General features: G+C 33.4%; 18 protein-coding genes. 11 read left to right on the forward strand and 7 right to left on the reverse strand.

What is annotated here, in order from left to right; translation table 11 throughout:
- Positions 1-43 precede the first annotated feature (43 nt).
- Complete coding sequence (locus tag D9842_RS02780) at positions 44-1291, forward strand: ATP-binding protein (RefSeq protein ID WP_121661177.1); 1248 nt, start codon at positions 44-46, stop codon at positions 1289-1291.
- Positions 1292-1820: 529 nt separating this feature from the next.
- Here the strand turns inward: D9842_RS02780 and D9842_RS02785 are convergent.
- Entirely contained in the window at positions 1821-2219 is a 399-nt protein-coding gene (locus D9842_RS02785) for a hypothetical protein (protein ID WP_121661178.1), read from the reverse strand.
- 113 nt (positions 2220-2332) lie between these two features.
- Positions 2333-3619 carry an NCS2 family permease gene (locus D9842_RS02790; protein ID WP_121661179.1) on the reverse strand — a complete coding sequence of 429 codons (1287 nt, stop codon included), beginning with the start codon at positions 3617-3619 and terminating at the stop codon, positions 2333-2335.
- Positions 3620-3978: 359 nt separating this feature from the next.
- On the opposite strand from D9842_RS02790, the gene D9842_RS02795 reads away from it, so the two are divergent.
- From D9842_RS02795 to D9842_RS02805, 3 genes are all read left to right on the forward strand, one after another.
- Complete coding sequence (locus tag D9842_RS02795) at positions 3979-4629, forward strand: glycoside hydrolase domain-containing protein (RefSeq protein WP_121664921.1); 651 nt, start codon at positions 3979-3981, stop codon at positions 4627-4629.
- Positions 4630-4811: 182 nt separating this feature from the next.
- On the forward strand, positions 4812-5717 hold the full coding sequence (locus D9842_RS02800; protein ID WP_121661180.1) for a chemotaxis protein: 906 nt from the start codon (positions 4812-4814) through the stop codon (positions 5715-5717).
- Between the two features lie 133 nt (positions 5718-5850).
- Positions 5851-6408, forward strand: coding sequence for an HD domain-containing protein (locus D9842_RS02805; RefSeq protein WP_257535972.1), 558 nt, complete (start codon positions 5851-5853; stop codon positions 6406-6408).
- Between the two features lie 85 nt (positions 6409-6493).
- Here the strand turns inward: D9842_RS02805 and D9842_RS02810 are convergent, their stop codons facing one another.
- From D9842_RS02810 to D9842_RS02825, 4 genes are all read right to left on the reverse strand, one after another.
- Positions 6494-6976: a YkyB family protein gene (locus D9842_RS02810; RefSeq protein WP_121661181.1), complete on the reverse strand. Its 483-nt coding sequence runs from the start codon at positions 6974-6976 to the stop codon at positions 6494-6496.
- Positions 6977-7160: 184 nt separating this feature from the next.
- On the reverse strand, positions 7161-8591 hold the full coding sequence (locus D9842_RS02815; protein ID WP_257535973.1) for an HD domain-containing phosphohydrolase: 1431 nt from the start codon (positions 8589-8591) through the stop codon (positions 7161-7163).
- Positions 8592-8803: 212 nt separating this feature from the next.
- Positions 8804-10096: an MFS transporter gene (locus D9842_RS02820; RefSeq protein WP_121661183.1), complete on the reverse strand. Its 1293-nt coding sequence runs from the start codon at positions 10094-10096 to the stop codon at positions 8804-8806.
- A gap of 97 nt (positions 10097-10193) precedes the next feature.
- Positions 10194-10688, reverse strand: a complete 495-nt coding sequence (locus tag D9842_RS02825) for a L,D-transpeptidase family protein (RefSeq protein ID WP_121661184.1) — start codon at positions 10686-10688, stop codon at positions 10194-10196.
- Between the two features lie 200 nt (positions 10689-10888).
- Between D9842_RS02825 and ppx the strand changes: the two genes are divergently transcribed.
- The 5 genes from ppx (at position 10889) to D9842_RS02850 (ending at position 17821) form a co-directional block, all read left to right on the forward strand.
- Positions 10889-12418, forward strand: coding sequence for an exopolyphosphatase (ppx, locus tag D9842_RS02830; RefSeq protein WP_121661185.1), 1530 nt, complete (start codon positions 10889-10891; stop codon positions 12416-12418).
- Between the two features lie 228 nt (positions 12419-12646).
- On the forward strand, positions 12647-14758 hold the full coding sequence (locus D9842_RS02835; RefSeq protein ID WP_121661186.1) for an RNA degradosome polyphosphate kinase: 2112 nt from the start codon (positions 12647-12649) through the stop codon (positions 14756-14758).
- Positions 14759-14888: 130 nt separating this feature from the next.
- The gene (locus tag D9842_RS02840) at positions 14889-15266 is read left to right on the forward strand and encodes a fluoride efflux transporter FluC (RefSeq protein WP_162987279.1); all 378 of its coding nucleotides are present in this window, start codon (positions 14889-14891) and stop codon (positions 15264-15266) included.
- Positions 15263-15607, forward strand: a complete 345-nt coding sequence (gene crcB, locus D9842_RS02845; RefSeq protein ID WP_121661188.1) for a fluoride efflux transporter CrcB — start codon at positions 15263-15265, stop codon at positions 15605-15607. Before D9842_RS02840 ends, crcB begins: the two co-directional genes overlap by 4 nt.
- A gap of 126 nt (positions 15608-15733) precedes the next feature.
- Entirely contained in the window at positions 15734-17821 is a 2088-nt protein-coding gene (locus D9842_RS02850; protein WP_162987280.1) for a bifunctional diguanylate cyclase/phosphodiesterase, read from the forward strand.
- Between the two features lie 10 nt (positions 17822-17831).
- Here the strand turns inward: D9842_RS02850 and D9842_RS02855 are convergent, their stop codons facing one another.
- Positions 17832-18695 (reverse strand): metallophosphoesterase, encoded by an 864-nt coding sequence (locus D9842_RS02855; protein ID WP_121661190.1) that lies wholly within the window; start codon positions 18693-18695, stop codon positions 17832-17834.
- 204 nt (positions 18696-18899) lie between these two features.
- Here D9842_RS02855 and fadH point away from each other — a divergent pair, with 204 nt between their 5' ends.
- Together fadH and D9842_RS02865 are read left to right on the forward strand one after the other, a co-directional pair.
- The gene (fadH, locus tag D9842_RS02860; RefSeq protein WP_121661191.1) at positions 18900-19664 is read left to right on the forward strand and encodes a 2,4-dienoyl-CoA reductase; all 765 of its coding nucleotides are present in this window, start codon (positions 18900-18902) and stop codon (positions 19662-19664) included.
- Between the two features lie 228 nt (positions 19665-19892).
- The gene (locus D9842_RS02865) at positions 19893-21110 is read left to right on the forward strand and encodes an EAL-associated domain-containing protein (protein WP_121661192.1); all 1218 of its coding nucleotides are present in this window, start codon (positions 19893-19895) and stop codon (positions 21108-21110) included.
- Positions 21111-21197 lie beyond the last annotated feature (87 nt).

Genomic DNA, 21197 nt, shown 5'->3' on the forward strand with positions numbered 1-21197 from the left:
ACTTATTATAAGAATTATTGAATATCATCATTGGAGGATCATTTTGTTATCACTTATAAAACCACTTATTGTGAATATTACCATTTTATTTTCATTAACATTTAATGCTAATTTGTTCTTACCATTTCAAAAAAACGTTAAACTAACCTTAAAATATAAATCAATATATGGTTTTTTAGGTGCATTTGGTGCATTGTTATGTATGGCTTATCCTATAGAGACGTTAGGAGAAACAAATTTTGATTTGCGTATGATTGCTATTATGGTTGTAACCTTATATGCTGGGTGGATTCCTGGGAGTATTATTGTTACGATTGTATCAATTGCCCGATTTATTATCGGAGGATCTTTTTTACATATTGGAATTATTGTTTCTATAGGTGCTTTTGTTATTTCTTTATTGTTTAGAAAACAGTATTTGAATGCAACAAATCGTTTTGTAAGTGCTTCATATATTTCAATAATTTATTTTTTATTTTATATAATCGTGATTTATATTAATATCGATTTCTTAGATGCGAAGTTTTACTATATTTATTTTTTAGCCTTTTATGGTACATATATGGCTACGATCTTTATCATTGAAACCTTAATGAAGTCCAATAAACAATTTGATGAAATGGTTTATATGGATAAGCTGACAACAACAGGTCAAATGGCAGCATCAATTGCTCATGAAATACGAAATCCTATCACAACTGTAAGAGGTTTTATCCAGTTAATTCAACAAGATACTGTTGATCAAAAATTAAAAAGGTTTGCTCCTCTTATACTGGAGGAATTGGATCGCACAAATAATATCATTACTAATTATTTGAAGTTAGCGAAACCAGAGTCTTTTGAATTAACGAAGGTAGAACTAAATGCAATCCTAAGTGATTCTATAGAATTATTACGTCCTTTAGGCACCTTCTCAAACGTATCCATTGAGTTTACTCCTTGTAAAGAAAGTTGTTTTGTAAATGGGAATATACAGCATATAAAACAATCTTTACTAAATATTATAAAAAATGCGATCGAGTCCATTGAAGAATATGGAATGATCGTTATTCGAACTGATATAGATCGAAATGAAGGAAGGGCTGTTATTACCATTGAAGATAATGGAAAAGGGATGACAAAAGAAGAGTTAAAGCATATTGGTTTACCTTTTTACACAACGAAAACAAAAGGTACAGGTTTAGGAAGTATGATCACAAATCGGCTAATTCGACAAATTGGAGGAACGATAGAATATAGTAGTGAATTAGGAAAAGGAACTGCTGTTACAGTTACTTTTCAATTAGTCTAGCTGTTACTTTTAATAAATAAAAAGCTAACAACTCTTTGTCATCTTCAGACTGTAGACAAACTCGATAAAAATCGGGCTTGCCTAGAGTCTTTTTATTTTGGTTTGAGGTGGAAAGCTGGCTGTTGATTTCCGTTCCAGGCTTCGCTTTCCGGGGGGCTGGCGGTGAGCCTCCTCGTCGGTAGCTCCTGCGGGGTCTCACCTGTCCAGCTGCTCCCGCAGGAGTCTGCGCGCCTTCCACTTCAATCAACAGAAACTTTAAATTTTATGTGCAGCAGTAATAAAACATAATATAAAATGGACTTATATAGCGCATGGGGTTGGAGAGGTCCTGAAGTATTCCACGACCAACAAAGAAGGATGGACATGGGAGGGGCCAGTTAAAGCATAAAAAGCATAAAAACAGTCTATACGGGGTGTCTTTTCTAATAAAAAAGCCAACTCAAAGACAAAAGGGGTTTGAAATATGACCTTTCCAAACCCCCTTTCGTCTACAATCTGAAGCTGACAACTCTATGTCAGCTTCTTTTTATTATCGTTGTAATTTTTCGACCTTTTGGGTTGTTAAGTCTACCATGTACCATGCTTCACTATTTTCTTTTTCACCATCAAGTGAATATACATGGATTATATAATGGCCATTTTCTAAGTGATCATATTGAACAATTGTGTTTTCATTATGTTCCGAACCTATCTTCTTCTTAACTAATTTCTCAGCTTCAGTAGGATGTAGCGGATCATCGTTTTCATCTAAATTTACTTCTTCTCTTGATTCAACTAGTAGGTCATCATTTCTCTTTATTTCATCGTTTCCTGTTTGAAGTAAGCCTTGTTCCTGCTCTACTTCTGATCCATTCATTGCTTCATCTTGGTTATTCGTATTACAAGCTGTACAAAGTAGAACAGTCATAAATATAACAAGATATTTCATAATCCACCTCGCGACTTTTATCATAACTCATGCTTATTTTGTTAAATCAGCGTGCAATTTATTCGAAATGAGTACGGATCAAAAAATAAAAAAGACAGACATATCCGTCTGTCCTAATGAAGTGAATGAAAGATAAAGTTTAACAAAAATAACAATGCAATAATATAAAGAGGTGGTTTAACATCTGTTTGTCTTTTAAGTACAATCTTTAAGATCGGATACATAATAAAGCCGAATGCCATACCATCTACAATACTATAGGTAAATGGTATTAATGCAATAATCAGGAATGCTGGGAAGCTCTCACTAAAGTCATTTAAATCAATATGCTGGATATTTTGTATCATTAAACTTCCAATTAATATTAGTATAGGAGCTATCGCGCTATCGGGAATTATTCTTACAAATGGTAAAAATAAAAGTGAAGTTAAAAACAAAACTCCTGTTGTAAGTGATGTTAAACCAGTTCTTCCACCAGCGGTAATTCCAGCTGCTGTCTCAACAGTACTTACCGTTGGGCTTGAGCCAAAAATCCCAGAGGTAATTGTTGATAATGCGTTAGCTTGTAAAGATCGATTATATCGCTGTGGACGATCAATCATATGTACCTGACCAAATACTAAGCCAATGTTTTCAAATACGATAACCATTGTTAAAGAAAATGTTGCTGTCCAGAAAGCTATATCAATCATATTTGCAAAAGACATAGCAAAAAAAACCTCTTTATACATAACAAATGCATCAACTGATTTAAAAGTAAAATCATAGTTGAGCTGACCAAAGCATGCTGAAAGAATTGTCCCAAATAAAATACTAATTAGAAAGTTACCAGGTATTTGTTTGGAAAATAATATAACAGTTGCGATTAAAGTGATGAGAGTCAAAAAAACAGTGGGTTCACTAAAATCACCTAAAGCTACGTATGTTTCTTTACTTAAAACAACAATGCCGCCTTTTTGTAGACCTATAAACGTTAAGAAAAACCCAATTCCAACTGTTATGGCTTCTTTTAAAGAAAGTGGAATTGACTCCGAGATTATTGTTGAAAGCTTTGTAAAGGCAATAATAGTAAAAAGAATACCGGAAACAAAGACAACGGCCAAACCTTCTTGCCAAGTTAGCCCCATCCCCAACACAATAGTGTAAGTAAAAAGTGCGTTTACTCCCATGCCTGGCACAAGAATTATAGGCGTATTTCCGAATAACCCCATAATGAAACAACCCGCGACAGATGTTAGAACTGTTGCTATTATCCCTGCTTCTAAAGGTATCCCGGCATCTGCTAAGATAGAAGCATTAACAACGACAATATAGACTATAGTGAAAAAAGAAACGGATCCAGCAAGTATTTCCTGTTTTATAGACGTTTTATTTTCAGTTAATCGAAAAAACTTATCCAATGTAGACCTTCCTTAATTGTGCCCCTCAACCCAACCCGTTGAAACCGATAAAACGATTCACAACAGGATTATAACAAGAGTGTCACAAAATTGCATTTCATTTTTATTTCTTTATATTTACAAAGTACATTACTATCATGTCATAGATTTTATATAAACATGTAAACAACTTAGAAAATAGACCAATTATGAACTCAATAAGGCTATTTCATTTCATAATTTTTAAATAAAACAAGTTTAGAAGTGAGGTTGAATGAATGGAAATGGAGTGAAAAGAGGGGGATTTATTAATTATATGTTTGAGACAACCCTGATCTTTCATATACATGTGTAGAGCGTAGAGAAAGGGTGTGGTGTCTCTGGCACGAAAAGTTTGGGGTGTTGATTCAGCAAATACAGTTAATCAAGAGTTATTAGATTGTGTAAAAAAACGTTTTGGTTCACCTAAGTTTTGGGGGAGATACTTAACAGATATTCCTAACGTTTCAAACGGTTTAACTAAACAGGAAATTACATTAATCAGAAGCAAGGGAATAAAAGTATTACCTATTTATAATGTTATTAGAGAAGCCGTCGGCTATGATGAAGCACAAATTGCTGTAAGAAATGCTGTTTATCATGCTAGAAGGCTAGATTTACCTAAAGGAACCGTTCTGTTTGCAAATGTTGAGAATTTCTTTAATGTTGATTCAGCTTGGATAAGAGGATGGGTCGAAACACTATTACCGACCGGATATCGATCGGGATTTTATCATGATCCGGTTGAAGGAGATTTTACTCAAGCTTATTGTCAGGCTGTTCAGCAAAATAAAGAGATTGCCCTAGAAGCGATTTTATGGAGTACGGAACCTGAACCTGGAGTAACATCAGAAAGAAAAGCCCCTAGATTTAATCCGGCAACTCCAAATTGTAAGGCAAATGTTTGGGTATGGCAATATGGTAGGGGTGCAACGAAATGCCAGATAGACACTAATCTGGCAGATGAAAGAGTATTAAATTATTTATATTAATATAAAAGCTTGGAATGAAATCCAAGCTTTTGCTTATAGACTGAATTAAGATGTTCAATTTAAATACTAAAACAACTGCTAAGACTTGGTATTTCTTATAAACTCCAATAAAATCCTTTAAGTTTTTAAAATATTTGCCGATATAATAAGTACAAATGTATTTAGATGGAAGGAAGAAGAAAATGGATCAACAAAAAGGGATTTTACTTGAGAGTGGAACAAATGAACTTGAAATTGTAGAGTTTAGTGTAGGTAAAAATAAATTTGGTATTAATGTTATTAAAGTAAAAGAGATTATTCAGCCAGTACAAGTAACGCAAATACCACATTCACATCCAAATGTGGAAGGAATAATAGATATCAGAGGCGAAATTTTGCCTGTCGTAAGCGTTTCTAGAGCGTTAGGTTTTGGACAAGATGAAGCAGTAAAAGATGAAAAATTTATAGTGACAGAATTTAATCAAACAAAAGTTGTTTTTCATGTACATGCAGTTACACAAATTCACCGAATTTCATGGGATAAAATTGAAAAGCCATCTGGAATGTATCAAGGCTTGGAAAGTCAAATTACAGGAGTAGTAAAAATTAACGGAGAGATGATTCTTCTGTTAGACTTTGAAAAAATTGTTGTTGATATCAATCCAGAGTCAGGGATTAATGTTGAAAGTGTAAAAAAGCTAGGGACAAGAGAAAGATCTGAAAAAAAATTAGTTATTGCAGAAGATTCACCGTTATTACGTAAATTACTACAGGAAACACTTAATGAAGCTGGATTTCAATATATCGAATTTTTTGAAAATGGAAAAGATGCACTCTCCTATTTAAAGTCGATTGTAGAGGCAGGCAAAGCAATCGAAGACGAGGTGCAATTAATTATTACTGATATTGAAATGCCCCAAATGGATGGACACCATTTAACAAGAAGAATAAAGGATGATCCATCATTAAGTATTTTACCAGTCATTATTTTTTCTTCCTTAATTACAAATGACCTTCGCCATAAGGGACAGATGGTAGGGGCAAGTGAGCAAATTAGTAAACCTGAAATTAGCACTCTTGTACAAAATATCGATCAGTATGTACTTTAATATACGAAAGACTGCATAACATGCAGTCTTTTTGCTCGTTAGAAGAAAAAATGTGCATTGGGGACGAATTGATCGAGATCACTCTGGTTTATAATAAAGCAATCATTTAGTTATTTTTGGGTAAGGTGAAGAAATGGAGATTATCCTAAAAGCAAGAGATCTTGCTAAGAAGGAACATAATGGACAAAAAAGAAAAATAAGTGGAAAACCATATTTTACACATGTAGAAAATGTGGCAGCTATACTTAAACAATCCGGTTTTCCTGATAGCGTCGTTGCAGCAGGATATTTGCATGATGTTATTGAGGATACAGACGTATCCCAAGAAGATATTAGAGAGATATTTGGTGAGGAGATCTTACAGCTTGTTTTACATAATACAGAAAACAAAGATTTGGAATGGGAGCAAAGAAAACAAGCTACGATTCTAAAAGCAAAAGAATCATCGTTTGAAATTAAAGCATTAATAGCAGCGGATAAACTAGATAATAGTCAGGATTTACTGAACTACTACCAACAATATGGAGACAAAGTCTGGGATTTTTTTAATAGAGGGTATGAAAAACAAGCTTGGTATTATAAGGGCTTAACAGAAGCATTATTTAAAAATGTAAATGAAACGGAAGTTCCTTATTTTTTTCATATTCTTAGAAGTAATGTTGAAAGGCTATTTACTCAAGAAGAAATGTAATTTACCTGATTTGCATTAGTCAGTGATGAATACATACTGAAAGGCAAAAGAAAAAGCCACTTACATTTATGTGGCTTTTTTGTATTTATCTGTAGCTCTCGCCTAATCTTTTGAAAACCGGCTTTTCATATGTACGTGCTTTGTTCGTACGATAATTGTGTGTGTTAGGTTTTTTCTCTTCCTTCATTCCAACATAATTTTGTAAGAGAATCTTGGCCTTTGTTAAGGACATGTGTGTTTTTGGGTTACGATAAGTTGAATTTAATGAACCTAAATGTGGAAGTTGATCGAAGTCGTCTTTTGTAGGAGGCATATGAAAGTAATACTCCCCAGCTAAAACTAAAACATCAGATTGCTGTTGGCTGAATTTTGGATTATTTGAAAAGTGAAGTCCTTTTTTAGTTGCTTTTCCTTCTTGGACAAGCTTAAGTAATGCTTTCTTTTTTAAAGCATAAAGATATTTTGGGTTTGGTGCAGTTTTTGCATGACGGTTAACTACGTAAATAGCACGTGCGAGGTTTTCAATTGTTGGGTTTAATCTTGGATCGAGCCGCTTATGATCGTCCATTGGTTCTCTCCTTTTCTTGTTACACTTTCAGTTTGTATCTATCTTATATAAATTATACTTGGTCAGTAGTAAAATGCAACTAGAAAAGGGTATTTAATTGCAAAAATTCATTAAAGTCTGTAAATAGAAGCATAAGTCAGCATAAGTCAAAACGAATGCTTCTATGATACATTTTCTAAAAAAGTTATACGCTTTTCTTAAGCTGATCGCTAACTAAGTGTTCATTTTGTCTCATATAGTTTATGAAAAGTTGAGCATATTTTGGATCCCATTGAGACCCTTTTCCTTCTTCTATAATTGCTAGGGCTTTTTGAATAGGCATCCCTTTACGATATGGACGATCAGATGTCATAGCATCAAAAGCATCGGCAACGGCCATAATTCTACCGAAGAGAGGAATCTCTTTCCCTAGAAGACCTTCCGGATAACCTAATCCGTCATATCGTTCATGGTGATATTTTACACCTGGTATAAGTGCATCCATCTCCTCTTTAGGCTGAACTTGGGAGAGAATGGTTGCTCCGATAACAGGATGGGTTTTTATCTCATTAAATTCTTCATCCGTTAAACGACCATCTTTCAATAAGATATCATCTCTAATTCCTATTTTTCCAATATCATGTAATAAAGCAGATTTTCTTAATAAATCTAGTGTTTCCTTATTTAGCTGAGCTTGCTCACCAATTAATACTGAATATTTTGCTACCCGTACTGAATGACCAGCAGTATATGGATCACGTGCATCTAGTGCCAAAGCTAGTGTTGTAAAAAGACTGTCTAATAATTGTTTGTTAATTTGATCTCTTCGTTTAAGACCGCTAACCATTTGATTATAGCCGGATATTAATTTGGAAAATTCATCAGAATACACATCTTTTTGATAAACAAGGTTGCCTTGCTGAATTTGTTGCATCGCATTTTCAAGCGTTTGGATAGGTTCTGCTATATTATGAAATAATAAATAAGCACCATAAAAAGCAAATAATATCGAAACAACTAAAACGATAACAGCCCAACTCCAGTATTCTGTCAATAATGGGATAGAGGCTTCGGTAAATCGAAAATGAGTGGCTAAGCTAAACAATAACAAAGGAAAAACACCTATAAAAATGGCACTGTACAATACTTTCTTTTGAATTGAAATGTATATATGTGATTGATGTGAAAAGTCCATGTTATATAAATTTTGACTTTGATCTCTAATGTAAACGAGTATTGGCTGTATGGCCTTCGTGGCTAAGAAGAATTCAATAATAGCATGCATCCCTGCTATAAGAACAGAGGCACCGAAAGCAATTCCAACATAATACAGAGGAAAAGGAAGCATTTCATTGTTAATATAAATGTAGCTCATTGCCATGGCAGGTATAGAAAATCCAAATAAATGTGGACCGAAAATTCTATAAACACTAAGAATAGGTAATCGATGTGCTTGTTTATAAGATAATCTTAAGTCTTCATGTGATGGCTGATCATTCAAGAATGTTCTTTTTATTGGCTTGATCATAAGTGAAAATACAATACTTTCAAGTGAAAGCATACATAAAAGTGAAAGGCACATTATTTTACCCAATAAAATGGTTTCATTTAGTTGAACATCTATTGTTGTAAACATGAAAAGTGCCCCAACTCCAAAAACTGCAAGTAAGGACCCAAATAGATAGTTTCTAAGGAGTATCAGTAAAAAGTGTTTAAAAATTGTCTGTCGCATTTTGCTCACAACCTAACATAAATGGTAAAGAAAAAGTGTCTCCATATATATCGGATAAAAATAAAAAATATTAAGGGGAATAAAAGACAAGGATGACTCATCGTGAAGTCATCCTTCTATATTGAGGAGATGTTGGTAGCTTTACGAGCATTATGATTTAATTTTCTTTGTTTTCTCTCAAATGCCTCACTTAATTTTGGTAATGTGAAGGCATAGAAGAGGGAAACTAGTAAAATTATAGCTGCAATTCCGTAATAAAGAAAATCAATTTCCTCAATGATTTTCGGAAATAAAAGAGCGATAAGACCTAATGTCATAGATTGTGCAAACATCATTAGTGGGTCAATCCAGCCACTAACACGGCCCATAAGTTTAGGATGAACAATTTTAGGCATCCAGCCGCCAATTGCTATATTAATTGGTCCTAAGCATGTCCCAATAATAAACACGATTATAAGAAAGGTCGATATTTTATCTGTAAAACCTAAAAAGAAAACGAGCAAACTTGTTAGAAAGATTGGAAAGATCATTAATTGATGTGGCTTAAACTTCGAGGCAATTAATGTTCCAAGACCACTTCCTGTTAATAACCCTAAACCTAAAGAAATGGCGAAAAGGGATGCATACCATTCATAGTTTGTAGGTGAGAGTTCATATTTCATTGTAAACATAGGTAAAATAGCAAATGCTCCATTAAAAAAGCCAAAAACAAAAAAACCAAAGATTAAAGAAGCTAACAGTCGATTTTTAATAATATAGAGTATTCCATCTTTAAAGTCGACAAATGAAGATTTAATACTAACATCTTTCCATTTTAACCTTCCGTTAGGGAGTCTTGCAGAAGATGGTATCTGACATGACCTAATAAGTAAGCCAGAGATAATAAAGCTTACAAAGTCAACAGCAACTGCACCGTGTATCCCGATTGTTTTATACATTGCAGCACCTATGCCGACTCCAAATACCATAAAAATACTAAAAAGCATTTGATTTAGTCCAGCTGCTTGTGCATATTGATCTTTGTTTAAAATCCCTTGAACAAGACTATTTTCAGCAGGGAAAAAGAATTTTGTTACAGCACTTCTTAAGAAAAGTACCAGAAAGATAAGAGGGATAGAGTTAGTAAACAGTGAACCAAATAAGATAACGGTTAAAGCTGCCCGTATCCAGTCACAATTTTCAGCTACTTTCTTACGATCAAATCTGTCTGCGACAACTCCAACGATGAAAAAAACGAGAATGGTAGGTAATGAGTACATCAGCTCTGCTATTGTTGCATAAGAAGGCTGATGACTAAAATGATCCAGTAAATAAAAGGCAAAAGCCATATTTCCTATTGTTGTACCCATTTGCGAAAAAAGGGCAGCATAGAATAATTTAACAAAGTTACGATTACGAAAAATTTTCATTTGTTCGCTCCTTATATCCTTCGTCCGTATCTACAATTGTCATTATAAGGTAACAAATAACGTTTGGATACGTAAATTACAAAATCTTAATAAAATCTTAAGGTCTAATCATGACACTAGTACCATTAGGAACTAGTGAAGCCAGTTCTAAAACATCGCTGTTATACATTCTAATACATCCTTGTGAAACGGCTTTACCAATAGAAGATGGGTTGTTTGTTCCATGTATACCATAGTGGATTTTAGACAAGGAAAGCCACATTGCCCCAAAAGGTCCACCAGGGTTTGGTTCCCGATTTACAATGACAAAATCTCCTACAGGTGTTGAACTAACCATTTTTCCTACGGCAATAGGGTATTCTTTCATAACTTGTCCGTTTCTGTTTAGGGTTAAACGTTTTTTGGATATAGATATTTGTATCGAATAAGGAATGGTATCAGGATTAGGTAATCCTGGAATTGTTATTTTTTGTCCAATATAGATAATATTAGGATTTTGAATTGAGTTTGCTGCTAATAGCTTATTTATAGTAGTTCGGTAATTAGCAGCTATCAGGGCAAGGCTTTCTCCTTGTTTAACAATATGAATCATGTTCATACCTCCATTTATAATAGACACTGTTATACAGAGATTTTTGTGAAAAAAGAAATCAATATAACTTATGTATGGATATGGTATAATGTACATTAATTTATTCCTATAAGATGACGTTTACTGTAAGATATCAAAAATAAATGTTTAAAACTTATTCGCACAGTTGTATGTAATTTATATATGTAAGGGTGTTGAAATTGAATCAAGAAAAATATGCAATAGTTGATATCGGATCAAATACAATGCGACTTGTTATTTACTTACGGGAGAAAAGCGGAAGATTAAAAGAAATTGAAAATGTAAAGGTAGTGGCACGTCTTAGAAACTATTTATCTGATGAGGGAGTGTTAATGGACGAAGGAATGTCAATTTTGATTAACACGCTTCTTAGTTTCAAGGAGGTAACAAATCATCATAAATTAGATGAGGTAAAGTGTGTGGCCACCGCTACAATTCGCCAAGCCAAAAATCAGCAAGCAGTTCTTGAAAAAGTAAAAGCTGAGACTGACTTTGTGATTAGAATCTTATCAGAGTATGAAGAAGCCTATTTTGGTTATTTAGCTGTAGTTAATACAACACCTTTTGATCATGGTATTACAATTGATATTGGTGGGGGAAGTACAGAACTTACGTACTTTGCCAATCGAAAATTAATAAGTTATCACAGTTTTCCGTTTGGAGCGCTATCTTTGAAAAAACAATTTATAAAAGGTGACGTTCCGAATACGGATGAACTAAAAGAATTAAGAGCGTATATATATAAACAGTTTCAAACACTTGATTGGGTAAAAAATAGAAAGCTTCCAATTATCGGTATTGGAGGAAGCGCGAGAAATATGGTTCAAATACACCAAGAACGTATCGGATACCCAATTGCAGGTGTTCATCAATATTTGATGAATAATGAGGACATTAATGAAATCAATCAGTATCTACAGTCATTAACGTTTTCAGAGTTACAACGAGTCGAAGGGCTTTCTAAGGACCGAGCAGATATTATCATTCCTGCTGTTGAGGTGTTTCATTGTTTAGTTGAGATCGTAAACACAAATAAGTTTGCATTAAGTAAAAAAGGTTTGCGAGATGGTGTTTTCTTTGAGGAACTTACAAAGGAATTTGGAATAAGTATTTTCCCTAATGTGATTGAAGAGAGTTTCTATGAATTGGCAACAGATTACAGCATTAACTTAAACCATGTTTTTCATGTAACAACAAATGCATTAATGATAACTACTCTTCTTCATAAAGCTGAATTAGCTTCATTTAATAAAGAAGATGAGCTATTACTTAAAAGAGGGGCATTTGTTTATGACCTTGGCTCATATATTGACTCGGAATCAAGCAGTCAACATACTTTCTACCTCCTAGCTAATAGAACAATTGACGGGTTGCTTCATCGAGATCGTATTATTATCGCATTGATTGCCTCTTATACAAGTAAAACAAATTTTAAAAGATATGTTTCTTCATATAGTGATTGGTTCACAAAAGATGAGTTAGCAAAGTATAGAATGTTAGGAGCTATATTAAAATTTGCATATAGCTTAAATGCGACGAAAAGAAATATTATTAGAACCCTTGATTTGAAACTTGAGCAGGGGAAGTTGGTTTTCAATGTTATATGTAACAGAGATTGGAAGCCAGAGCAATATCAAGTTGAAAAGCAAAAGAAACATTTGGAAAAAGTATTGAAAAGGTCAATATCTATTAATTTTATTGAAGAATAAAAAGATAAATCACTGTTGATAGTAAATGTCGAATGATTGTTTTTTGTACTGTTAAGTTGGTAAGAACTACTTGTTAGGAAAGTCTTGATAATCTAAAAAGGGTATTGTCTAAATTTATTCATAAGCTAGCTATTATTTACATAAAATTTACAAAAATTTTACAATTAGACTAGTACCATAGTGCTATCATGTAAACAATAGATATTTGTCGAAAAAGGGTGGCTTAAAATGAATACATTAAATAAAAACGCTATAGATCTACAGAGTCCGCTATATTATAACAACAGAGAACTAAGCTGGCTTGCTTTTAACGAACGAGTTTTGGAAGAAGCACTAGATGAGCGTAACCCTTTACTAGAAAGGTTAAAATTTTTAGCAATATTTAGTTCAAATTTAGATGAGTTTTTCATGGTTCGTGTAGCGGGATTAAAAGACCAAGTAAAAGCAGGTTTTAATAAGCCGGAAAATAAGGCCGGGATGACCCCAAAACAACAACTTAACCAAATTGGGATTAGAACTCACCGCCTTGTTGAAATGCAATATGAAGCTTATAATCACCTTCTGATCCCAAATCTTGATATAGAAGCGATTCAGTTATTAAAGATGGAAGAAGTAGCTTCTGAGCAGCTACAAATTCTTGAGGAATATTTTGACGAACAAATTTTCCCTGTCCTTACTCCAATGGCCGTTGATGCATATCGGCCGTTTCCAATGCTTTTAAATAAAAGCTTAAATCTTGCTATTGTCATCGAAGATAACGATGAATATGAAGAAAATCGATATAAAACAGCTATTGTTCAAGTTCCTTCTGTTTTAGATCGCTTTGTTAAACTTTCTTCTTCAGGAACAACTCAATTTGTGCTGCTTGAAGATATTATTAGCAGGTTTATCCATAAACTTTTTAAAGGATATAAGGTGGTATCTGTATCTGTTTTCCGGATCACAAGAAATGCAGATATGACTATTCATGAAGAAGGTGCTCGTGATTTATTAAAAGAAATTGAAAAAGAGCTAAAAAAACGAAAATGGGGTGCAGCTGTTAGGCTAGAAATCCAAAAACAAGGATTTGATCGTAATATTTTACGTTATCTTACAGAAGAACTCGAAATTCATGAAAAAGATGTATATGAAATCGATGGTCCTCTAGATCTAACATACTTATTTGGTTTTGCAAAAGAAATCTCTAAAGTTAGGGAGGATCTTTTGTTTGAAACACTTATTCCCCAGCCACCACGTGATATCGGCTCAGATGAAGATATTTTTGAAAAAGTTTCAGAACAGGATGTTTTCTTGCATCATCCTTATGAATCGTTTGAGCCTGTTGTAGAATTTATTTCTGATGCAGCAGATGATCCAGATGTGCTTGCTATTAAACAAACTTTATATCGGGTTAGTGGTGATTCCCCTATTATTGAGGCGCTTATGCGTGCTGCTGAGAATGGGAAGCAAGTAACAGTTCTCGTTGAGTTAAAAGCTCGATTTGATGAGGAAAATAATGTCCAATGGGCGAAGGAGCTTGAAAAAGCTGGATGTCACGTTATTTATGGGATGACTTACTTAAAAACTCATAGTAAAATAACTCTCGTTGTTAGAAGAAAAAATAACCGAATTGAGCGATTTGTCCATCTTGGAACAGGTAATTACAATGATCAAACAGCAAAAATATATACAGATATGGGCTTGATTACATCGAAAAGGAAATTTGGAATTGATGCTACTAATTTCTTTAACTATTTAAGTGGTTATACAGAAAAGCCTGAGTTTCACCATTTATCTGTAGCACCTTTTGACATTCGAAAGGACTTTATTCAACTTATAGATGATGAAATTAATTTCCATAAGAGATTTTCAAATGGACGGATTATTGCAAAAATGAACTCTTTAACAGATAAAGTCATCATTACAAAGCTCTATGAAGCTTCAAACGCTGGAGTGAAAATTGACTTAATTATTAGAGGAACATGCTGTTTACGTCCGGGAATAAAAGGAGTAAGTGAAAATATAAGGGTACGTAGCATTGTTGGTAGATTTTTAGAGCATAGCAGAATCTATTTCTTTCACCATAATGGAGAAGAAAAAACATTCCTATCATCCGCTGATATGATGACAAGAAATATGGAAAAGCGAGTTGAAATTTTATTTCCTATCTTTGATGGCCGAATTAAGAAACGCTTAAATCAAGTCCTAATGTCGAATTTAGCTGATAATGTAAAGGCAAGAGAGCAGGACAAAGATGGAGTATATCATTATGTTACTCGTGAGGTGGATGATGAGCCAATGATTGATAGCCAATTATTACTTTTTGGTCAGGCTTATCGTGTGCTAGAAGATGAAGAATAAATAACATTCAAAAAGAAAGACCTTCATATTGAGCTGAAGGTCTTTTCTTTTTCTTGATAAAGAGCTTTCTTTTGAGATAATAAGAGAAAGTTGCTCTTTTTAGAAAGATTAGATGGAAAGGATACTTATAATGAAAGAAAAATTTCATAATAGCTTAGTTGTTGGAATCGGAGGAGCAATAGGTTCTATATTCAGATATATGTTTTCTTTCGTTCACTCTTATGGACCATTCTCCACATTTACAGTTAACATAACAGGTAGCTTTATATTAGGTTTTTTCACGGTCTTCTTTATAAATAGGGGAGAAAATAAGAAATCGAAGTTACTTCTTGGTACAGGATTTTGTGGAGGATTAACAACGATGTCAACTTTTAGTTGGGAATTAACGACTATGCCGATACATCATGCTATTTTCTACCTTACAAGTACTCTAATCATAAGTTTCTTACTAGTACTAATAGGAATGAAAATTGCAAGTACTATAGTGAAAAAGGAGACGCAGTCATGATAGCTGTAGCAATTGGCGGTGCTTTTGGCGCGGCAGCACGATATTTAATAGGTGAATACATATATACTGCTTTCAAATCTTCAATGCCTATTTCAATCATGTTAATAAACCTTTTGGGAGCTTTCTTATTAGGTTTGTTTATCAATATCACACCCGGAAACATACTATTATTTCTAGCCACAGGTTTTTGCGGAGGATTTACGACTTATTCTACTTTTAGTATAGAAGCTATACAGTTAGTTCAAGAGAAAAAATATTTGCATTTTATTTTGTATCTTCTTATAACCATTGTTGGAAGTATTCTTGGAATACTAATAGGTAATTTTTTATCAACTCATTAGGCAGCAGTTGTTAAATGATGACATTATGGTACTATTAAATTTAAGATCCTAAGCATCAAACAAAATTAAATAGTAACCATAGTTAATTGTTAAACACTATAAATAGACATGTACAGGATGATGGGAATGACCGATTTTTTAAACTTAAAAAAAGACTTCAATAATGACAAAAAGTTATCAGTAATTGAGTCGTTTATTTTTCAAATAATTTTAAAGCATATCAATGATTTGATATTTATTATGAAGGTTGAAAATGATGGTGCATTTACTTACTTATTTGTGAATGAGATGGGAAAAATAAGAGCAAAGCTTAACAATAATTATGCGGGGAAGACCTTTTACGACCTCCAGCCTGCAAAGATTGCGGATGAATTAAATGAGAAATATACATTTGTGAAAAATCATAAAATGGCAACCACATTTCAAGATAGAGTAAAAATTGATGAAAACCATTTTGCATATGGTGAAACAATTTTAACACCAATAAAAAATGATGATGGCGATGTTATTTATATAATTGGTGTTACTAGAGATATATCAGAAAGGGTTCATGAAAAGACCTTGTTAATAGAAAGTCAACAAATGTATAAATCACTTGTTGACTTCAATATGGATTCAGTTTTATCAGTTGATAATGATGGAGTAATCTGTTCGTTAAATCATTCGGCTAAAAGAATACTTAAGGTAGATGATGAACTTATTAATGTGAGCGTTTTCTCGCTATTTGAATACAGCTATCATCCAGAAATACAGCATGCATTTCAACGATCTATTAATGGAGAATCTTTTGAAGGGGAAGCGGTCCTTATTCAAAAGCAAAACAGATTAAATGTTCATTATAAAACAGTGCCTATTATGATAAATGAAACAGTTAGTGGGATCTTTTTTATATTAAGGGATATCACAGAGAAGGCAAAGCATGCAGAGCTAATTGAGCACCTAGCATATCATGATTCTCTTACTGGATTGTATAATCGAAGTGCGTTAAAAAAAGACTTACCTAAAGTTATGAAGATGTCTAAACAAAACCAAACATCTTTGGCTTTAATGTTTATGGATTTAGACCGCTTTAAAATGTTAAATGATACTCTTGGACATAATAATGGTGATCAAATCTTAATAGAGGTTGGGAAAAGGCTATTAAGTATAAACTCTCCTGAATTTAACGTATACCGTCATGGAGGAGATGAATTCATCATTGTTTTGCCATCATCCAATGTAGAAGTGGCAAGTAAGGTTGCCTCGCAAATTATGGATATATTTAAACACCCTTTTTCTATCAGTGACAACTTATACTATGTGTCAGCTAGCATAGGTATAAGTATATATCCTGATGATTGTCATGATGAAGACTCATTAATCATGAATGCGGATAAAGCACTATATGTTGTAAAGCAAAGAAGCAGGGCGCAATACCAACTTTATCATAAGGGTATGGATAAAAACACCAATGAGTTGTTATCTATGGAAACTGCTCTAAGAAGGGCTATTGGAAATAATGAATTAAAATTGCACTATCAACCACAAGTTGATTTGCATACAGATGAGATCGTGAGCTATGAAGCATTATTAAGATGGGAAAATTCACATTTAGGAAATGTTTCGCCTGCTAAATTTGTGCCCATTGCAGAGGATTCAGGACTGATTATTTCTATAGGCGAATGGGTAATAGAGGAAGCCTGCAAACAGCTTATGCAATGGAAAAAAGAAGGTTTAGGTGAAGTTGTACTAGCTATAAATCTGTCAGCTAAGCAATTTGAACAACCTTATTTAGTAGAAAAAATAAAGAACTTATTTAGTGAGTATGATATAAATCCTAATCAAATTGAATTTGAGATTACAGAAGGTGCCTTACAAAATGTAGATGAAGCATTGCACATTATGAGAAAGTTAAAAGAAATTGGAGTGGCTATCTCAATTGATGATTTTGGCACAGGATATTCTTCTTTAATGTATTTAAAACAATTTCCTATTGACTCCTTAAAAATTGACCAATCATTTATTCGAGAAGTGTTAACCGATCAAAAAGATGAGGCAATTGTCAAAACAATCCTTTCTATCGCCGAAAATTTGGGACTCTTTGTTGTGGCAGAAGGAATTGAAACGTTGGAGCAGCTGAAATTTTTAAAGACGTTAAACTGTCAAAAGGGACAAGGTTTTTACTTTAGCAAACCGATCCCACCCGATGAAATCACCAATAGGCTAAAGGATTAGATCCTTTAGCCTATTTTAATGAGTGGAGTGTAAACTGAGTTAATTCTGGCACAGATAAAAACCTAAACGGAAGTCTGGTTGTACCTAATCCCCTATTAACATATAGCTTCATCTTTTCCACATCATATAAACCCTCAATATATTCAGTAGCATAAGGTGGTGTAATTAGCGGTCCGATAAAGGGCAGTTGAATTTGTCCGCCGTGACTATGACCTGAAAGCTGTAGGTGAACAGGATACTTTTTTGATTCAAGTGCAGCATCTGGTTCATGAGCTAATAGAATATTAAACATATCTTTATTTAAATTTCCTAATGTCCCTTCGTAGCTGGGTTTCCCAAGCATAAGGTCATCAATTCCTGCAATGGCTATTTTACTTCCATCAACCATTTTTACATTTGCAACCTCATTTTGTAATAATGTAAACCCAGACATCGTTATAACATTTCGATAAATATCAGTACCGTAACCACCATGGTCATGATTCCCGTAAACAGCGTATTTTCCAAATGGTGCCTCTAACTTTTCAAGAACAGGAACAATCTTATTTATTTTCTCATATTGATTTGGTTCGTCCATTAAGTCACCAGTGAAAAGCAATAGATCAGGAGAAAGAGAATTTATTTCCTTTACAATTGTTTCTAATCGTTCTAATGTGAAAAATTCACTTAAGTGTGTATCGCTAAATTGTACAATTTTAAAACCATCAAACGCTCTTGGGATGTTTGGGTGTGACAGGGAAAGAATTTTTTTATCTAAAAAAGTAGGTTCAATATACCTGGCATATGTATAGCCACCCGCTGCTGTTAATAAGCTTGCAAAAGAAAAGGAAAGAAGACCTTTTAAAAAAGATCTTCTTGAATATAATTTTGTCATGTTTCTACCAACCATTTCTCCGTGTTTATTCATATATATTAAGTGATTTTATTTTTTTTCGTCCGTACCTGAAAAAATTCTTCCATACAAGTATATCATGCTTCAATTTAAAGAACCATTTCATACTATTTGAATAGAAACAGAAATGTAATTATGTTAAGATATGAATGAATGGTCATTCATTATAAAAGGGGGAAAATGATTATGAAGGATAATGTTATCATTATTACAGGTGGCTCAAGTGGGATGGGAAAGGCTATGGCAAAACGATTTGCTGGAGATGGTGCTAAGGTTGTTATAATTGGGCGAACGCTAGAAAAGCTGAATGAAGCAAAAAATGAGATTCAAACATATGATGGACAGGTCCTTCCCATACAGCTTGATGTAAGAGATCCTGAAAAAATATCAGAGATGATTCAGCACGTTGATTCTAAATTTGGAAAAATTGATGGTTTTGTTAATAATGCTGCAGGAAATTTTATCTGCCCTGCTGAAAATCTTTCTATAAATGGTTGGAAGGCCGTAATAGACATTGTGTTAAACGGGACATTTTATTGTTCCTCCGCAATCGGAAAGTATTGGATTGAGAAAAAAGTAAAGGGATCAATTTTAAATATGGTGGCTACATATGCATGGGGAGCCGGGGCAGGTGTTATTCATTCTGCTGCTGCAAAGGCTGGAGTGCTTTCAATGACACGAACACTTGCTGTTGAATGGGGCAGTAAATATGGGATTAGAGTCAATGCTATCGCGCCTGGTCCAATTGAAAGAACAGGTGGAGCCGATCGTTTATGGGAATCAGAGGAAGCTGCTAAACGTACTTTAAATAGTGTGCCTCTAGGTCGATTAGGAACTCCGGAAGAAATTGCAGCGCTCTCAGCATTCTTATTATCAAATGAAGCATCTTATATAAACGGTGAATGCATCACAATGGATGGCGGTCAGTGGTTAAATCAACGACCATTTTAAAATGTGATAATCAAACCTTATTTGAAGTTTGATTATTTGATAAAAAATGGCTGTCAATTCCTTTTAATAATGTAGGTGTTTTGGCAGCTTTATTGTTCCTTCATAATATCTTTGAAAGCCTTAATCATTTTGTAAAAAAATTCCTTTAGGTGCAATTTTGTCTAATCTTTTCTTTGAATGTGCTATAATATGATTACTTTCTAGATAGATATAGGTGAGGGGATTGCAATGGATCCGTTAGACGTTTTAACGAATTTGGATAAAGTTTTTCCATATTATCAAGCAATTTTCAGTGCAGATGAACAAACAGTTATCGGCTATGAGGTTTTAGGAAGAATAAAAATCAATGATCAAGTAGATAGCCTAGGCTCATTTTTTCATGATGAAAGCATTCCTGATGAATACCGAATTGAAGTCGATGATCATTTACTACATATAGCTGTAGATGAATTTTTAGAGCTTAATAATCAAGAATTGATGCTTTTCATTAATCGTGATGCAAATTTGCTTATGCTTGATCATGGTGAAAATTTTTTGCAAATTTTAATAGAAAAACAAGAAAAAGGATTACATTTAGATCAAATTGTACTGGAAATTACAGAGCATAATTTTCTAGGAGATATTGAACAACTGTATCATCTTTTACTATATTACAGAACTTATGGTATTAAAGTTGCTATTGATAATATTGGGAAGGCAGGTAGCAATTTAGATCGAATAGGCCTTTTAACACCTGATATATTGAAAATAGATTTACAGCCACTCCGATTAACTTCACCACTTCAATCTTATTACGATGTTCTTTATTCAATTGCTTTGTTAGCAAGGAAAATTGGGGCAACCCTTTTATACGAGGATATTGAAGTTAATTTTCAACTTCAATATGCATGGAAAAATGGTGGGAGATATTATCAAGGATACTTTTTAAGCAATCCAACTCGTAATTTTATTGAAAGGGACGATTGTAAAGAAAGACTAAGATTAGAATTTCAGCGTTATATAAGCTCTGAGAAGAAAAAACTTGAAGGATTATATAATTTTACTGAGAAGTTTAACTTAAGAGTCCAGCAAATGCTTAATAAAATTGGTAAGCAATATACTGATTATAAGCAATTACTTGAACAACTTTCAAAGGAGTTAGACGATTGTTGTTTTCGTATATACATTTGTGATGAAGATGGATTTCAGCAATCCGTTAATATATTTAAAAAAGCTAATTGGGAAATCCAACCTCAGTATTATTTAAAAAATTGGAGTTGGAGACCATACTTTTTAGCAAATATTATAAGAATGAGATTTGATCAAAAGGGATTTTTAAGTGATGTTTATAGTGACATAGAGACTGGTGAGCTGATTAGAACTTTTTCTTATCCATTAGATCAAAATCTGTATCTTTTTATTGATTTATCCTACGAGTATTTATATGAGGCGGATGGTTTATTATAAATTTTTCGCTTTTAACTGGTTTGTATTCATTGAAGTACTGAAAGAATAATTTGCAGTTAATGAGTCATCCTATTTATAGAAGGGGTG

The organism is Metabacillus litoralis (assembly GCF_003667825.1).
GTDB lineage: Bacteria > Bacillota > Bacilli > Bacillales > Bacillaceae > Metabacillus > Metabacillus litoralis_B.

Bases quoted from the DNA above. Each gene is read 5' to 3' on its own strand.
- D9842_RS02785 (WP_121661178.1), bottom strand. From the start codon at position 2,219: ATGAAATATCTTGTTATATTTATGACTGTTCTACTTTGTACAGCTTGT.
- D9842_RS02800 (WP_121661180.1), top strand. From the start codon at position 4,812: ATGGATCAACAAAAAGGGATTTTACTTGAGAGTGGAACAAATGAACTT.
- D9842_RS02805 (WP_257535972.1), top strand. From the start codon at position 5,851: ATGGAGATTATCCTAAAAGCAAGAGATCTTGCTAAGAAGGAACATAAT.
- D9842_RS02810 (WP_121661181.1), bottom strand. From the start codon at position 6,976: ATGGACGATCATAAGCGGCTCGATCCAAGATTAAACCCAACAATTGAA.
- D9842_RS02815 (WP_257535973.1), bottom strand. From the start codon at position 8,591: ATGTTTACAACAATAGATGTTCAACTAAATGAAACCATTTTATTGGGT.
- D9842_RS02820 (WP_121661183.1), bottom strand. From the start codon at position 10,096: ATGAAAATTTTTCGTAATCGTAACTTTGTTAAATTATTCTATGCTGCC.
- D9842_RS02825 (WP_121661184.1), bottom strand. From the start codon at position 10,688: ATGATTCATATTGTTAAACAAGGAGAAAGCCTTGCCCTGATAGCTGCT.
- D9842_RS02835 (WP_121661186.1), top strand. From the start codon at position 12,647: ATGAATACATTAAATAAAAACGCTATAGATCTACAGAGTCCGCTATAT.
- D9842_RS02840 (WP_162987279.1), top strand. From the start codon at position 14,889: ATGAAAGAAAAATTTCATAATAGCTTAGTTGTTGGAATCGGAGGAGCA.
- crcB (WP_121661188.1), top strand. From the start codon at position 15,263: ATGATAGCTGTAGCAATTGGCGGTGCTTTTGGCGCGGCAGCACGATAT.
- D9842_RS02850 (WP_162987280.1), top strand. From the start codon at position 15,734: ATGACCGATTTTTTAAACTTAAAAAAAGACTTCAATAATGACAAAAAG.
- D9842_RS02855 (WP_121661190.1), bottom strand. From the start codon at position 18,695: ATGACAAAATTATATTCAAGAAGATCTTTTTTAAAAGGTCTTCTTTCC.
- fadH (WP_121661191.1), top strand. From the start codon at position 18,900: ATGAAGGATAATGTTATCATTATTACAGGTGGCTCAAGTGGGATGGGA.
- D9842_RS02865 (WP_121661192.1), top strand. From the start codon at position 19,893: ATGGATCCGTTAGACGTTTTAACGAATTTGGATAAAGTTTTTCCATAT.